General features: G+C 28.5%; 20 protein-coding genes. 2 read left to right on the plus strand and 18 right to left on the minus strand.

Annotated elements, in window-relative coordinates; translation table 11 throughout:
• Positions 1 to 10: 10 nt before the first annotated feature.
• The 11 genes from ACQ3F0_RS06820 to ACQ3F0_RS06870 all read right to left on the minus strand — a co-directional run bounded on the left by ACQ3F0_RS06820 (position 11) and on the right by ACQ3F0_RS06870 (position 7,590).
• Positions 11 to 1,477, minus strand: coding sequence for a complex I subunit 5 family protein (locus tag ACQ3F0_RS06820; RefSeq protein WP_428864403.1), 1,467 nt, complete (start codon positions 1,475 to 1,477; stop codon positions 11 to 13).
• Positions 1,478 to 1,482: 5 nt separating this feature from the next.
• Entirely contained in the window at positions 1,483 to 1,842 is a 360-nt protein-coding gene (locus ACQ3F0_RS06825; RefSeq protein ID WP_428864404.1) for a sodium:proton antiporter, read from the minus strand.
• A gap of 1 nt (position 1,843) precedes the next feature.
• Positions 1,844 to 2,263: an MnhB domain-containing protein gene (locus tag ACQ3F0_RS06830; protein WP_428864405.1), complete on the minus strand. Its 420-nt coding sequence runs from the start codon at positions 2,261 to 2,263 to the stop codon at positions 1,844 to 1,846.
• Between the two features lies 1 nt (position 2,264).
• Positions 2,265 to 2,546 (minus strand): hydrogen gas-evolving membrane-bound hydrogenase subunit E, encoded by a 282-nt coding sequence (mbhE, locus tag ACQ3F0_RS06835; RefSeq protein ID WP_428864406.1) that lies wholly within the window; start codon positions 2,544 to 2,546, stop codon positions 2,265 to 2,267.
• Positions 2,543 to 2,782, minus strand: a complete 240-nt coding sequence (locus ACQ3F0_RS06840) for a hydrogenase subunit MbhD domain-containing protein (RefSeq protein ID WP_428864407.1) — start codon at positions 2,780 to 2,782, stop codon at positions 2,543 to 2,545. The genes mbhE and ACQ3F0_RS06840 overlap by 4 nt, the downstream gene beginning before the upstream one ends.
• A complete protein-coding gene (gene mnhG, locus ACQ3F0_RS06845; protein ID WP_428864408.1) occupies positions 2,769 to 3,086 on the minus strand; it encodes a monovalent cation/H(+) antiporter subunit G in 318 nt (105 codons plus the stop codon). The genes ACQ3F0_RS06840 and mnhG overlap by 14 nt, the downstream gene beginning before the upstream one ends.
• Positions 3,086 to 3,352 carry an MrpF/PhaF family protein gene (locus ACQ3F0_RS06850; protein WP_428864409.1) on the minus strand — a complete coding sequence of 89 codons (267 nt, stop codon included), beginning with the start codon at positions 3,350 to 3,352 and terminating at the stop codon, positions 3,086 to 3,088. Before ACQ3F0_RS06850 ends, mnhG begins: the two co-directional genes overlap by 1 nt.
• Positions 3,349 to 3,825, minus strand: coding sequence for a Na+/H+ antiporter subunit E (locus ACQ3F0_RS06855; protein ID WP_428864410.1), 477 nt, complete (start codon positions 3,823 to 3,825; stop codon positions 3,349 to 3,351). The genes ACQ3F0_RS06850 and ACQ3F0_RS06855 overlap by 4 nt, the downstream gene beginning before the upstream one ends.
• A 306-nt stretch (positions 3,826 to 4,131) precedes the next feature.
• Complete coding sequence (locus ACQ3F0_RS06860; protein WP_428864411.1) at positions 4,132 to 6,135, minus strand: sigma-54-dependent Fis family transcriptional regulator; 2,004 nt, start codon at positions 6,133 to 6,135, stop codon at positions 4,132 to 4,134.
• A 212-nt stretch (positions 6,136 to 6,347) separates the two neighbouring features.
• Positions 6,348 to 7,145, minus strand: a complete 798-nt coding sequence (locus tag ACQ3F0_RS06865) for a YhfC family intramembrane metalloprotease (RefSeq protein WP_428864412.1) — start codon at positions 7,143 to 7,145, stop codon at positions 6,348 to 6,350.
• Between the two features lie 124 nt (positions 7,146 to 7,269).
• Entirely contained in the window at positions 7,270 to 7,590 is a 321-nt protein-coding gene (locus tag ACQ3F0_RS06870; protein ID WP_428864413.1) for a hypothetical protein, read from the minus strand.
• A 450-nt stretch (positions 7,591 to 8,040) separates the two neighbouring features.
• Between ACQ3F0_RS06870 and ACQ3F0_RS06875 the strand changes: the two genes are divergently transcribed.
• Both ACQ3F0_RS06875 and ACQ3F0_RS06880 read left to right on the plus strand, forming a co-directional pair.
• The gene (locus ACQ3F0_RS06875) at positions 8,041 to 8,613 is read left to right on the plus strand and encodes an ECF transporter S component (protein ID WP_428864414.1); all 573 of its coding nucleotides are present in this window, start codon (positions 8,041 to 8,043) and stop codon (positions 8,611 to 8,613) included.
• Positions 8,600 to 9,454 (plus strand): pyridoxamine kinase, encoded by an 855-nt coding sequence (locus ACQ3F0_RS06880; RefSeq protein WP_428864415.1) that lies wholly within the window; start codon positions 8,600 to 8,602, stop codon positions 9,452 to 9,454. The genes ACQ3F0_RS06875 and ACQ3F0_RS06880 overlap by 14 nt, the downstream gene beginning before the upstream one ends.
• A 199-nt stretch (positions 9,455 to 9,653) precedes the next feature.
• On the opposite strand, the gene ACQ3F0_RS06885 is transcribed toward ACQ3F0_RS06880, so the two are convergent.
• From ACQ3F0_RS06885 to ACQ3F0_RS06915, 7 genes are all read right to left on the minus strand, one after another.
• A complete protein-coding gene (locus ACQ3F0_RS06885; protein ID WP_428864416.1) occupies positions 9,654 to 10,178 on the minus strand; it encodes a 2'-5' RNA ligase family protein in 525 nt (174 codons plus the stop codon).
• Entirely contained in the window at positions 10,179 to 10,826 is a 648-nt protein-coding gene (locus ACQ3F0_RS06890; RefSeq protein WP_428864417.1) for a DUF6557 family protein, read from the minus strand.
• 97 nt (positions 10,827 to 10,923) lie between these two features.
• Entirely contained in the window at positions 10,924 to 12,285 is a 1,362-nt protein-coding gene (locus ACQ3F0_RS06895) for a sensor histidine kinase (RefSeq protein WP_428864418.1), read from the minus strand.
• Positions 12,282 to 12,968: a response regulator transcription factor gene (locus ACQ3F0_RS06900; RefSeq protein WP_428864419.1), complete on the minus strand. Its 687-nt coding sequence runs from the start codon at positions 12,966 to 12,968 to the stop codon at positions 12,282 to 12,284. Before ACQ3F0_RS06900 ends, ACQ3F0_RS06895 begins: the two co-directional genes overlap by 4 nt.
• A gap of 40 nt (positions 12,969 to 13,008) precedes the next feature.
• Entirely contained in the window at positions 13,009 to 13,785 is a 777-nt protein-coding gene (locus tag ACQ3F0_RS06905) for a hypothetical protein (RefSeq protein ID WP_428864420.1), read from the minus strand.
• An 8-nt stretch (positions 13,786 to 13,793) separates the two neighbouring features.
• A complete protein-coding gene (locus ACQ3F0_RS06910) occupies positions 13,794 to 14,039 on the minus strand; it encodes an SHOCT domain-containing protein (protein ID WP_428864421.1) in 246 nt (81 codons plus the stop codon).
• A 13-nt stretch (positions 14,040 to 14,052) separates the two neighbouring features.
• Positions 14,053 to 14,235: an SHOCT domain-containing protein gene (locus tag ACQ3F0_RS06915; RefSeq protein ID WP_428864422.1), complete on the minus strand. Its 183-nt coding sequence runs from the start codon at positions 14,233 to 14,235 to the stop codon at positions 14,053 to 14,055.
• Positions 14,236 to 14,246 lie beyond the last annotated feature (11 nt).

Here is a 14,246-nt window from a genome sequence, read left to right on the forward strand (position 1 = left end):
TTTTTTCCTCCTATAAGAGCCCTACACTGATTAAGTCAATTAAATTCTTAGAAACTAACCCTACAAGAATCATAGAAATAATCAATATGATTACAGGCATCATCTCTCTAATTTCCACCATTTTCGATTTATACACTTTATCTTTTAGATTATCTTCACCAAAAAATCCATTTATAACTATTGGAAAATAATAAACAGCATTTAGCAAACTTGATAACAAAATTACTGCAATCAAAATCAAATCTCCTGCCTCTATAGTTGCCAGGGATAAATACCATTTACTAACAAAACCTGGAAGTACAGGGATTCCCACCATTGAAAGTGCTCCAAATAAAAACAATGTAAGTGTTAAAGGCATTTCTTTTCCTATACCTTTTAAATCTTCAACTTTTTTGCTTCCTGTTTTATGAATCATCGTTCCTGATATCAAGAATAATGCTGATTTTGTTACAGCATGCCCTATCATATGGAATATTGCTATAGTAAAACCTAATTCTGTACCTAGACCAATACCAAAGAAAATATAACCCATTTGAGCTACACTTGAGTAAGCAATAACTCTTTTTAATTCCTTTTGGAAAATGGCAAATACTGATCCCATTATCATTCCTAAACTACCTAAAATCAGAATAATTCTAAGTATAGGAAAAGCATTAACTATTTGCAGTCCAAAAGCTCTATACAATATCTTAATCAATAGATATACATAGCCTTTCAAAACTAAAGATGATAATATTGCTGATGATGAAGTCGGTGCAGACGAATGAGCATCCGGTAACCATGAATGTAGCGGAAACATAGCTGATTTTACTCCTATACCAATTGTAAAAAGTCCTAAGGCTATTAAAATAGCATTTTCATAATCGCTATAAATTGGAGCTATAGCTTCATGAATATAGCTTATATTTAATTGTCCAGTAATTGAAAATATAAAAGCAATTCCCATTAACACAAGACCTGACCCTAACGTACTCATTATTAAATATTTCAAGGTAGCCTTAATATTTTCCTTTTTATCTTTTACAATTATTATTCCACAAGACGTAATCGTTCCTATTTCAATAAATACAAAAGCATTAAACAAATCATTTGTATACAATAAACCCAGTATTGATGCTATTAAGATATTTACCAGCAAAAAATATAGTGGAATTCTCTTTTCCTTTATATCACCATCTATACTATACACTGAAAACCAAGTTATCATTAAAGCTACAAAGGTAAATACTGTAGATAGTAAAGTTTCAATATTCCCAACAAAGAATTCTATTCCTATAGGCCCTTCAAAATGACCAACACTATATATATATGCTCCATTTTTTTGTACGTATATTAATGCCACAAGTGAAACTATAAATGCTGATGCCATTGAAAAAACACTTATCGCTTTTACAGTCCCTTTCTTCTTAAAAAGAGGCATTGGAAAAGACGCTAAAAATAATATTAATATTGATACAAGTGGTAAACTCTTCATCATATATATTATCCTCCCATTTTCATTATTTCATCTAATTCTATGGTGCCATATTTTTCATAAATTTTAATAGTAATTGCAAGGGCAAATGCTGTTACGCTCACTGCAACTACAATACCAGTAAGCATTAGTGCCGTTGGTATAGGATTTACATAAGATTTCACACCTTCATTTACATTAACAATAATTGGTGCTTCCATTCCTTTTATATATCCCTTTGCTATAAAAAATAAAAATACTGCTGTATCCATTATGTTCATACCGATTATTTTTTTTATTAAATTATTATGAAGTAGCAAAGTTGCAAAACCTACCCCAAATAGTATTACTGCTCCAACTTCATAATAGTTTGTTATCAATCTATCCATTCTAAATATCTCCTTCACTGAAAAGTGCATAAATAACATACATTGTTATAGCTACTATTATTCCAACTAAAATATTTAGCGGCAATAAATATTTTCCACTGATAATGTTTCCTATGGTCCCTATTGGTAATTCAGGTAAATCTAAATGACTTCCTCCAACAATGAAACTATAACCTTTAATTATTCCATACAGCATTATTGAAAAACATATAGTTCTCATCAATCGTTTATAGGATAATTTATTACTTGCAGCCTCTTTTCCAAAGACAACTCTATATAATATAAAGCTTGCACCTATTACCGTACCTCCAGCGAAGCCTCCTCCAGGGCTCAAATGACCATGAAAAATAATATAGATTCCGAATATTTGAATGAAAGGAATTATCATCTTACTAGTTTCTCTTAAAATTGTATCTTTCATATCAATTCTCCTTTTCATCCTTTTTTAGTACAATAATCACAGTAATCACTGCTGAAAATAAAACAGTAGCTTCTACAAATGTATCGAAAGCTCTATAGTCCAAAATAATACCTGTAACAATATTAGTTGCTCCAGTATCTTTCATAGTATTTTGAATATAGTATTCGTATACTTCATTATTAGCTGGATTATCCTTCTTACCAAACTCTGGCATATCCATTACACCAATCAATAAAACAGATATTAAACTCAACGTTATAATAATTGAAGCTATTTTCTTCATTTCTTTATCCCTCTAATTCTTTTTAGTGTTAACACAAATAGTAACGTGGTAATTCCTGCACCTACTGCCGCCTCAGTAATAGCTAAATCAGGGGCATTTAGTTGCTGCCATAGTATAGCCATAATTAAACTATATACCATAAAAACTATTATTGATCCTAATATATTTTTTATTGATGAAACTGCTATTGAAAATGCAATTAAAAATAAAAGCATTATTATACTAAACATTTTCATTAGACTTCACCTCTTTTATTTTCTTTTTTTTATCCCCTTTTAATGCAGCTTTTGCAATAAGATGAGTAGCTGTAGGATTTGTAATCCAAACAAACACTATAATTAGAATTAATTTAAAGCTTACCCAATTAAATCCATTGTATATAATTAACGCCGTTAACGAGAGGACAGCACCTAAAGTGTCGCACTTAGCAGCACTATGTGCTCTTGTGAAAATATCTTTGAATCTTAAAATTCCTACTGTACCTACAAAGAAGAAAAATAATCCACCTGCAAGGAATAAGGATGATAAAACTATTCTCATTAATCTTCTCCTCCTGAATTTTCTATAGATTTTGCAATAATTACAGATGCTATAAAACTTATAAGCGCATAAACTAATGCAACATCTACAAAATATGTTTCATGCATTATAAAAGATACTATTAATATCAAAACTATTGTTTTTGTTCCAACAACATTTATTGCAATTAACCTATCTTCCGCTGATGGTCCTTTTATTGCTCTATACATGCACATTAAGATTGTTATTGATAAAAATATGGTTGAAACTACTAATATTCTAATCATTTTACTTCCTCAACTTTCAACAATATTTTTTCAAACTTCGAATCAATAATTCCAGAAACATACTCTTGTTTCAAACAGTGTATTGTTAACTTATTGCCTACCATACTGACAGTCAAAGTTCCTGGTGTTAACGTTATTGAATTTGCCAAAATAGTTCGCCAAAACTCATTTGACAATTTTGTCTCATATGTTGTTATACAAGGATTAATCTTACTTTTTGGATTCAAAACAATTGCAGCTACTTCTATATTTGCTATTACAATTTCCTTCAATAAAACAAGGATATATAAACTCAAAATTTTTATCTTTTTAAAAGTTTTTAGCACTGGAATATTTTCATTATTTATTAGTTCTTTATTAAACCAAAACACCAATATACCTATTAGAAGTCCCAAGAATATTACTTCAATGGTTAACCTTTGTGACAAAATTAACCAAAATAATGAATAAAGTAATATAAGTAAATATGTCATTTTAACACCTCCGTAGCATTATTATAATTCACTTTATCTATATGCAATTTTCATGCCAATACTTATATCGTTTACATTATTCTTATCAATAAATTTTAATTAAGTAATAAAGCCATTCTAACCATATTATTGTGAAAAACTATTGCAAATATCCAAAAAAGATTGCTAAACATTTAGCAATCTTTTTTGATTTGTATCATTATGGTACATCTATTCTATAATGCGACATATTATATGTTCCATTTTGAATCATTGGTCCCATTTTGATACACACGTATTCAACTTAATCCATTATAAAATTGAAATTCAATTAAAATTATCTTCATTTATATTAAATTTACTCATTTTTCTATATAATGTACTTCTTCCAATGCCTAAAATCTTAGCTGTAGCAGCTACATTTCCCTTCATTTCTTTTAAAGTTCGCTTTATAGCATTTTTCTCCAATTCATCTAAAGTAATCAAAGGAGCTCCTTTAGTATTTTTTATAGAAGAATCCCCAGCACTAAGATTTAAAGGAAGATCTTTATAAGATAATACAGATTCATCATCCACTACATTAACAACTCTTTGCATTACATTTTGCAACTCCCTAACATTTCCAGGCCAATTGTATGAAATCATTGCTCTACTAAAACTATCGTCTACCCCCGCAATTATTTTTCCAGAGCTTGAAGAAAACTTTTTCAAGAAAAAATCTATCAAAATTTTTATATCCTCTCTTCTTTCTCTGAGAGCTGGTGTATGAATTGGCATTACATTTATCCTATAAAAAAGATCGTCTCTGAAATTTCCAAGCTCAACTTCTTTTTTTAAGTCTTTGTTAGTAGCTGCTATAACTCTTACATCAATTGGAATAACATCATGACCACCAACTCTTACTATATTCCTTTCCTCTAAAACTCTAAGTAAGTTAGCTTGAGTATCTAATGGCATATCTCCTATCTCATCAAGAAATATAGTACCTCCATCAGCCAACTCAAATTTTCCAGGATGACCACCTCGTTTTGCACCAGTAAAGGCACCTTCAATATATCCAAAAAGTTCAGAGGATACTAGTTCTCTAGGTATAGCACCACAATTAAGAAAAACAAAAGGATAGTCTCTTCTATCACTCTTATTATGTATAGCTTGCGCAAACATCTCTTTACCCGTACCACTCTCACCATTAAGAAATACCGTAGTATTAATATCCGCTGAAATAGTAGCTAGCTTTATAGCTTTCTTAATAGCCTCACTTTCTCCTAATATATCATCAAAAGTAAATCTTGCATTTGCACCAACAATTTTATTTACCAAATTATGAACAACTTTATTTTCTCTAAAAGTTAAAACAGATCCCCCACTACTTCTTCTATCTATAGTTTTTATTGGAAATACATTTATATTACACATTTTTTTTCTTCCTGTGCGAGTTCTAAATCTTATTTCTTCTTCTTCAAAACTTCTTCCTTTGAAAATACCTCTAATAAGTTCTAACCTATTATCATGGCTTAGGATTGTTTTGAAATCTTTTCCAAGTAAATCATTTTCTTTATATGAAAGGAGTCTTCTTGCAAATCTATTAACACTGATTATTTTTTCATTATTGTCTACTCTTATAATCCCCTCATTAATTGCTTCTGTTATTTGTTGAAAACCATCATTTATTGTTTTTAATTTTTCATTGGATTTTTCTATGCTAATTTCTTTTTCAATAGCTTCAGCTGCAGCAACTACCATACCTAAAGTATGTGGATGAACTAATTCACAACACCCTGTAATACTTAATACAGCCATTACTCTATTGTTATCATCTTTTATAGGTGCAGCTGAAGAGGTCCATCTATGATTGTATCTTGTGTAATGTTCAGCACCTAGTACTTGTATAGGATTACCCGTTCTCAATGTTATCCCAATAGCATTTGTGCCAATATACTCTTCTTTTACATTGTATCCATCACTATACCCTTTATCGACATAATGTTGTATTACATTTTCAGTCCCAATGTGCATAAGAACATAACCATCTTTATCTGTTAATCTAATGATGAATTCTGTATCTTTTAAAAATTTATATAAACTATCCATAAAGGGCTTTGCCATTTTCAATAGAGGCATAAGATCCCTATACTTCTTGTTTAATTCTTTTTGAGTTAGGTGATCTTTTGATTCCTCCCCAAAAGGATCTATCCCAAATTCCTTGCATCTTTTCCAAGATTCATATATTTCTGCTCTCAGACCTTCTTTTTCTAGAAAACCTTCATTTATAAACTTATACCATTTTTTATATATAATTTCGTTATTATACAATAAAGCTTGAACCGGCATTTTGTCCTCCTTTCTTTTTTAATTAACATCTCCCATATACACTTTATTTTTCATGTTACCTTTAGAATCAATAGAACCAATATACTTTAATATTTCTCTTGTCAATTTATTTCCCCCTGAATTTATTATATAACAAAATCATTATCCCCTTAATTATATATAATAAATATTAAAAATTGAACAATAAATGAAAAGATATTAAGGAAAATCCCCTAATATCTTTTTATTTCATTTTCTTTAGAAAAGATTTTTTTACTTTTAATTATAAATATAAGAGCCACAGCAGCACATACCATAGTATAGGCTTCAGAAATAAATATGCTTGCACCGTTTAATGACAATAGTGCTATAGGTGTATCAATAACTGCATGTAATAATATAGCTACCAATACCCAAATATTCTTTTTATTTTTAACACCGTATAAAACCACTAGTGTTAATGCTATTTGTATAATAACAGCAAATATTCTTTCTATCCCACCAACTAAAAAAACGTAGGTTTCCGTATCAATTAATTGAGATTTTACAAAAGCTGCTGTTTCCGGCGCTAAATTTGCCCCAATCATTTCATCAAATATTCCTGCATTTATCATAACAGACATAACTATATTATTAATGTAGGTTAAGCCAACTAAAATGATTGCTTCTATTCCTCCATGTCCAATTCCAAAAGCTATACCATTTTTATAATCATAAAATTTATTTTTACGCAAAAGCTTAAAACCAATAAATCTTCCAATTTCTTCAACTATTCCAGCTGTTAAACCTAGAAATAAACTTATAAGTATTTTGTTTTCATATAGTTTTTGATACCAATCCATCTTCCCAAACTTAGCAAGCAAAGGTATTCTAAAAAGTACTTGAAACACAATAAACACCCCAGCTCCTACAAGAATTGGTAAGAACGATGCTTTATATTTTTTTGTAATTATTATTGACAAGACAATAGGGCCTACTAACGCAATAATCAAAGAAATTACCATAAACATTATTTTTACATTTGACACCATAATATCAACCCCCATCCATTTCATCTGTTATATATATGATATAACAGATATTTTGATATTGCAATACAAATCTATGAAAATTTCTTATCACTAAAATCCTGAAGTATTACATTCTGGCTATAAATCAAACTGAATTTAATTTCTTAATATATTTTTTTGTAGCTTCCAATGAATTAAGTTGGGTTACCTTCTTTACAATAACATCAATATCGTCAAAATCCTTAATTCTATTTATTTCATTAACTAACTCATTATCTTTAATGGTACCGAACTTACTTTCAATTGCTTTTCTTACTATAATAGGGGTCGATTTTAACTTTTCTGTTAAAACAATTTTCAGAATTGCTTCTATCAAAATAGTAGATTCAATACCTTTCAGTATATTACATATTATTACATCAATTATATCCTGAGTTACTTCTTTTACCAAACCTTCATCAAGCAATTTTTCTACTGCCTTAACTAACCCCTTTTTCTACACCTTTTTCAATACTTTTTCGCATATCATCTTCAATACTCATATAATAACAACCCCACAAAACCTAATAATATATATTATTAACAAATACATGATTTTATTCTCTTAAGCATCCATAAACTAAATAACTCTTATTTTTAATTTACTCATAAATTCAAAATATTTTATTTTTATGAAATAATAAAAGTATAAAACTAAAATATTTTGTCAATAATTTAAATAACTTCACATATACTTTAGCTAAGAGTACCGGCTTTATGCTGGTGCTTTTTTCTTTTTTAATTATATCGAATTTCTATAGGTATCTTAAATTAAATCCTTTTCTATCATTGTACCCATACAATTGACTTTTTCATTTATAAGAATATAATTACAGTATCACCAAAACTTAGATTATATTTGAAAAGGAGTTTTATTATGAAAAAAAATTTTAATGTTTTTAGACTTGTTATTATTGGATTAATGGCAGCTATTTGTTTTGTATGTACTTGGATTCATATTCCAATTTCAATTGGAGGCTTTAACAGTATGATACATTTAGGAACCACTGCCATATTTATACTTGCAATAATCGTTGGAAAAGACGCAGGTATTGCCGCTGCAATTGGAATGAGTTTATTTGATATTATGGATCCTGCCTTTGCATATTGGGCACCATTTACATTTATTATAAAAGGACTGACTGGATATTTTGTTGGCTTGATTGCTTTTTCCAATGATAGCAATGGTAATAATTTATTAAAAAATGTGATTGCTTTTATTGCAGGGGGACTAATTTCTTTGGTTGGATATTTTTTAGCCGGGATATTCATATATCAAAGTGTTGCAGTCTCATTCGCTCATACATCAACATCAGTTATTTCCACAAGTATTGGAATTATAATTACTATACCAATTTCTAAAATCATTAAAAATCTTGTTCCTAGAAGCATTAATGCAAAAATTCAAGAGGGTTTTAATATGAAAAGAGGATTTTATGAGAATCACTAGTGAAAAAATCAAAAAAGTTGCAGCTATACACGCTTCATGTGGTTACGGAAGAGCTTCTTTAGGTATCGTCACCCCAATTTTATCTTCCATGGGTGTACAAGTATGTCCTGTACCTACATCAGTTCTTTCTTCTCATACAGGGTTCGAAAATGTGAGTTTTGTGGACTTAACAGAAACTTTAAAGGAATATTTCGAACAATGGAAGAACTTAAATTTAGAATTTAATTGTTTATATAGTGGATTTCTCTCTTCATCCAAACAAATAGATGCAATATCTCATTATATAAATCATATAAAAAATGACAATACTTTAATAGTTATAGATCCTGTAATGGGCGATTCAGGTAACCTTTATAGAACTATAAATGAAAAATTGTTAGAAAACATGAAAAATTATATAAAGTTAGCTGATATAATCACACCAAATTATACAGAAGCGGCTTTTCTACTAAACAAGGAATACAATAAAGATATTTCATTGGAAGAAATAAAAAAATGGACAATTGCTCTATCGGAGTTAGGTCCAAAATATGTAGTAATAACCTCAGTTCCAGATAACAACAATAACTACACAAATATAGTTTTGTATAATAAAATCAGCAATGAATTTTACAATAAAAGAATCAAAAAAATCCCTATTAGCTTTCCAGGTACCGGAGATGCATTCACCTCTATTCTTATAGGTTGTATTTTAAGAGGTATTAACTTTAAAGAAGCTATTATTATTAGTTCTGATTTTCTATCTAAGGTAATAAAAGAAAGTTATAAAGCTAATTTACCTACAAAAGAAGGAATTCTAATCGAAAAATATTTGCCTGAGTTAAATGAAAAAATCCAATGATTTTTCTAAAAACATAATATAACAAAAAATAACAACTCTTACATTATTATTTTTTGTTATATTAGTTATCATAAAAATATATACTAAGATAAATATATAAATTACCCCAAAATATTATTGAAGAATTTAATAAAAAATCATGTAATAAAAATGCTTTTATTAAACCATAATGGATTACTATGCTTTAACAAAATTATAATTATAGATCGAATTCTCTATAAATTTTCCAGCCATTATCATTCCATCTCATAATGGTTATATTATCAAATTTTGTTTCAAAACAATAGTCTTGTTTACTAACATATTCCCAAATTCCGATAAATTTTGTACTTATTCTCCTTGATACTATAGTACAATGATAATTTTTATTTTTTAATTCATTGTTTTGCCAAGTCAAATTGTTAATCTTTTTTAGTTCTTCAATGTATCTATCATTAATTAATCTGGCTTCTAAAGAAGGTTTTACATCCATAAAAATCACATTATCTCTAAAATGGCCATATCCTTTTAGTATAATTTTTTCACTAGATATTTTTCTACAAAATGAAAAAGTTAAATCCTCTATATTAGATATATCTTCTATTTCAAAAGGTGCTTTTATCGTAAAATGTGCTCCTAATTTTTGCGGCCTTACATTGAATTTATTACATACTTCCCCCACTAACTTGCTATGAAATTCTTTAACTTCATTTTTAAATAAGCATACAATCACATATCTATTCATTTAAAATCTCTCCACTGCAGACAATACATCCTCATCGTCAAAATTGTCCTTTATTTCTTGTACCTGTTTTTCAGTAACCAATTTTGCATCTATTAATTCCTCTATCTCTATTTCTATATCTGTTTTTAGACTATCAGTTTTCGCATTTTTATACTTTTCTAAGATTTCATATAAAAATTTATCTGATATCATTTTATTTTCTTTTTTTAAATCCTCTGATAACTCTTTTATTTCTTCACCCATACACATTTCATTGATTGTATTTTTTCGTTCCTCTATTGTCCATCCATTAAAAGTCATTTCCCAAAAACAATGGGCTGTAATTTCTGAATATGTCATATCTTCTAAATTTTTATTATCTATTTTATATCCAAGCCAATTTTCCCATTCATCAAAAACAAGACTATACAACTCTTCTTTCCCTATTTCAACGCCTGAAACATCATAGCTTTTCTCCCCTTCTTCTTCAAATGCTCTTATTAGTATAGTCATTTCTTCTTTATTATCAGAAGGTATCAAGCCACTAACATCCTCATACCCTTTTTTTATTTTTTCCATTGCAGATGGTTTAACATCATCATAATTATCAATTAAACATCTATACACTTCATCAAAATTTGATTTATTAAAAACTTCATTAAATAACATATTTATCACCTTTATTCTTGTAATGTTGTAAAATTATTATACTTCATTATAAGAATTAAGTCACATTAAATACTCTCAATACATTCCATTTTATTTTCTACAATTTGATTGGTACTCTAATAACAAAATTACTACCAATATTTTTTTTAGATTCTACTATTATTGTAGCATTAATTCTTTCTAAATTCTTTTTCACAATATATAATCCAATACCTTCTCCAGTTGTGTTCTTAACTAAATTACTTCTATAATAAGCATTAAATATTTTTTCAATATCCTTTTTATCAATGCCTATTCCAGTATCTCTAATTATTATTGTCATCATTTCATTATTTAATTTATAATTAACTTCTACACTACCACCATTATTAGTGTATTTATAAGCATTGGTTAATATATTATATATTACTTGACTTAATTTATATTTATCAGTTTCCATAATTATTTTTTTATTAGAAGTCACTTCTAAATTTATATTTTTTTTATTAAATTGTGCTTTTAATCCAGAAGTGATTTGTATTATTAGTTGATTTAATTCAAAAGATTCAATCCTTAACTCATCAATATCACTAGCAGCATCAATCATGCCGCTCATATTTGAAATAATTGAAGAAATATTACTTATCTGATTTTGACATATTCTAATTTCTTCATCATTCATTTCAACAATCCCATCTTCAATTGCTTCTAAATGAGTCTTCAATACAGTTAATGGGGTTCTAGATTGATGTACTAATTCATCAATAAGAGCTTTCCTACTTTTTTGTTTTAGTTTAAGACGTGTATTTAAGGATTCTAAACTTTCTCTTATTGTATTAATTTCCGTAATAGTAGTTCCCTTAGGTCTATTTCCACAGCCAAACTGAATATCCTGTGCCATATCAGCAGTATCTTTTAATGCCATACTCATTTTTTTACTTACAAAATAACCAATTATTATAGAAAGTATTATTGCAACTAGTGCAGCAAGTAAACTATTCATCAAAAGTGATGACTTAAACATACGGGCAACAAAAGAGTTCTCAGCTGAACTATATTTTGTAATATTTAATATCCCAACTATTTCGTTTCCACTTTTTACTGTATATTGTTCTACTTCATTCTGGAAGGAGTTCATCATCTCTCTCATCATTTTCCCATGCATCATCATGTCACCCATATAATTATCATCATCTACATCCATAAGTAATTCTCCCTCAGGATTATATACCCTAATTCGGATTATAGGATCTACTAAATGAGTTTCCAACTCTATCATCATTTGATTATAAGATATATCTTTTTCATTCAAAGCTTTTTCAGTGTATTGAACAATCTGAGATATATGGTCTTTATAACTTTCTGTCATGTAATCTTTAAAATATCTATCTGTCAATGAAGTTAATATAGTAGCATTAACTCCAACAGATATAATTACAACTAGGATAATAACATATAGCCATACTTTCCTTATTGTCAATTTTTCTCACCTCCAAAGACATACCCAGCTCCATATTTGGTAACAAGTAAAGTAGGTTTCTTCGGATTATCTTCAATCTTTTGTCTTATTCTTTTTATATAACTATCAATATTACGATCAATTCCCTCATATTCATTTCCAAATGACAAATAAATTAGTTGTTCTCTTGTTAACACCATCCCTTTATTTTTCATGAATGTGTGTAACAAATGAAATTCTGTAGATGTTATAGTGATTTCCTCATCATATTTGAAAAATCTCATACTTTTTACATATAATTTTAATCCCTCAACCTGCAATATTATTTCACTATTTTCATTATATAATCTTCTAAAAATAACTTTAACCCTACGCATTAATTCTCTTGGACTAAAAGGTTTTATAACATAATCATCTGCGCCAATGTCAAAACCTTTTAACCTATCCATCTCTTCTCCTTTTGCAGTTAACATAATTACAGGTATATCTGATATCTTTCTTATTTCACTTAATACTTCAAATCCATCAATTCCAGGCATCATTATGTCAAGCAAAACGAGGTGAAAGGATTTTTTATTAAATGCTTCTAGAGCTTCAAAACCATTTTGCGCTAAAGTGGAATTATAACCTTCATTTTGAAGATATTTAATAACTATACTACTTATGTCTTTTTGATCTTCAACTACTAATACATTAAACTCCATCCTTTTCACCTCATACATCAATTTAGTCCACAGTTCACAGTTAATGTTCGTTTAAAATCTCTTTTAATTCTCCATGCCAATCATGATACCACACATCTCCAGTAAATCCATTTACGCTTAACATCCCTACTGTAACTCCATCCTTTTCAAGATGGAATGTGTAATAACCATAGAACTCATGACTATCTTTTGAAATAGTTATATTTTCAAAAATTTTATCAACATACTTATTACCTATAGTATAGGCATCTTCTTTAGTTATGTCATTATTTTCATCAAAATCATTATTATAGTATCCGTAATTATAGTTGCCTCTCCTCATACCTCCATGACCCATCATACCTCTACCACTATTATAATGCATACCATATTTTAAGTTCCACATCATATTAGGTCCAAATTCTGGATAAACCACGCCTGTATAAGGATTAACTAGTAATTCCATAGCACCTCTACCTGTTTTCTCTTCAATAATTGAGTAATAATAGTCACTATTTTCATATACAAAAACATCACTGATTTTAAGTTTAGTATTATATTGAGAAACATATCGATTAATATTTTCTTCCAAATCCTTAAGTGTGAGTTTTTCTCCATCATAATCAACTTCATTATAATAATTACTTCTAAATTCTCCACTCATCATTCCTCTATAAGTATTTCCATTTCTATAGGCTTTATTATTAGTATTCGATATACTTCTTTCACCGTTATAAATTTTTTTACTACTATCATTATTTTTTGTTATTACTCCAAAAATTCCAGTAGCAATTAGAATGATACCCATACCAGTTATAATTCGAACAAATACTTTCAAAAAAACACCTACTTTCTATTTAAAACTCTTTTTCTATTTAAATATTCTTCTTCTGATACCTCTCCTTGTGCATATTTAATATTAAGTAAATATAGAGCCTGATTACTAGTGGATGATTTCTTTTTACTCAATGCCCATATAAATAATGCCACAATTAAAAGTATAACACCTCCCATCATTAAGTAATGCCAAACACCAAAATTTCCGTATCCAAAACAACCACCATTTCCATAAAATCCTCTATTCCACATCATATCTTTTTACCTCCTATCGTTTTAAAGTTTGCATCATTTTTTTATAAGTCTCTTCGTCAATCTCACCTTTTACAAATCGTTCACGTAAAATATCTTCAGGAGATTTGCTATCTGACCTGTACAAATTTTTTGAGTCATTGTTTGTAACCAAAGAATATACTAGAAAACCTACTGCTAACCAAATGAATATCATCATATTAACGCCTC

Origin of the sequence: Clostridium sediminicola (genome assembly GCF_050402865.1) — a bacterium.
In the GTDB taxonomy this organism is placed as follows: Bacteria; Bacillota; Clostridia; order Clostridiales; family Clostridiaceae; genus Clostridium_AF; species Clostridium_AF sediminicola.

Coding starts and splice junctions, on each gene's coding strand:
- ACQ3F0_RS06900 (WP_428864419.1), bottom strand. CDS start 12,968: ATGGAGTTTAATGTATTAGTAGTTGAAGATCAAAAAGACATAAGTAGT.
- ACQ3F0_RS06830 (WP_428864405.1), bottom strand. CDS start 2,263: ATGAAAGATACAATTTTAAGAGAAACTAGTAAGATGATAATTCCTTTC.
- ACQ3F0_RS06840 (WP_428864407.1), bottom strand. CDS start 2,782: ATGAAAATGTTTAGTATAATAATGCTTTTATTTTTAATTGCATTTTCA.
- ACQ3F0_RS06850 (WP_428864409.1), bottom strand. CDS start 3,352: ATGATTAGAATATTAGTAGTTTCAACCATATTTTTATCAATAACAATC.
- ACQ3F0_RS06890 (WP_428864417.1), bottom strand. CDS start 10,826: ATGTTATTTAATGAAGTTTTTAATAAATCAAATTTTGATGAAGTGTAT.
- ACQ3F0_RS06855 (WP_428864410.1), bottom strand. CDS start 3,825: ATGACATATTTACTTATATTACTTTATTCATTATTTTGGTTAATTTTG.
- ACQ3F0_RS06825 (WP_428864404.1), bottom strand. CDS start 1,842: ATGGATAGATTGATAACAAACTATTATGAAGTTGGAGCAGTAATACTA.
- ACQ3F0_RS06860 (WP_428864411.1), bottom strand. CDS start 6,135: ATGCCGGTTCAAGCTTTATTGTATAATAACGAAATTATATATAAAAAA.
- ACQ3F0_RS06875 (WP_428864414.1), top strand. CDS start 8,041: ATGAAAAAAAATTTTAATGTTTTTAGACTTGTTATTATTGGATTAATG.
- ACQ3F0_RS06880 (WP_428864415.1), top strand. CDS start 8,600: ATGAGAATCACTAGTGAAAAAATCAAAAAAGTTGCAGCTATACACGCT.
- ACQ3F0_RS06915 (WP_428864422.1), bottom strand. CDS start 14,235: ATGATGATATTCATTTGGTTAGCAGTAGGTTTTCTAGTATATTCTTTG.
- mnhG (WP_428864408.1), bottom strand. CDS start 3,086: ATGAGAATAGTTTTATCATCCTTATTCCTTGCAGGTGGATTATTTTTC.
- ACQ3F0_RS06820 (WP_428864403.1), bottom strand. CDS start 1,477: ATGATGAAGAGTTTACCACTTGTATCAATATTAATATTATTTTTAGCG.
- ACQ3F0_RS06910 (WP_428864421.1), bottom strand. CDS start 14,039: ATGATGTGGAATAGAGGATTTTATGGAAATGGTGGTTGTTTTGGATAC.
- ACQ3F0_RS06865 (WP_428864412.1), bottom strand. CDS start 7,145: ATGGTGTCAAATGTAAAAATAATGTTTATGGTAATTTCTTTGATTATT.
- ACQ3F0_RS06885 (WP_428864416.1), bottom strand. CDS start 10,178: ATGAATAGATATGTGATTGTATGCTTATTTAAAAATGAAGTTAAAGAA.
- mbhE (WP_428864406.1), bottom strand. CDS start 2,546: ATGAAGAAAATAGCTTCAATTATTATAACGTTGAGTTTAATATCTGTT.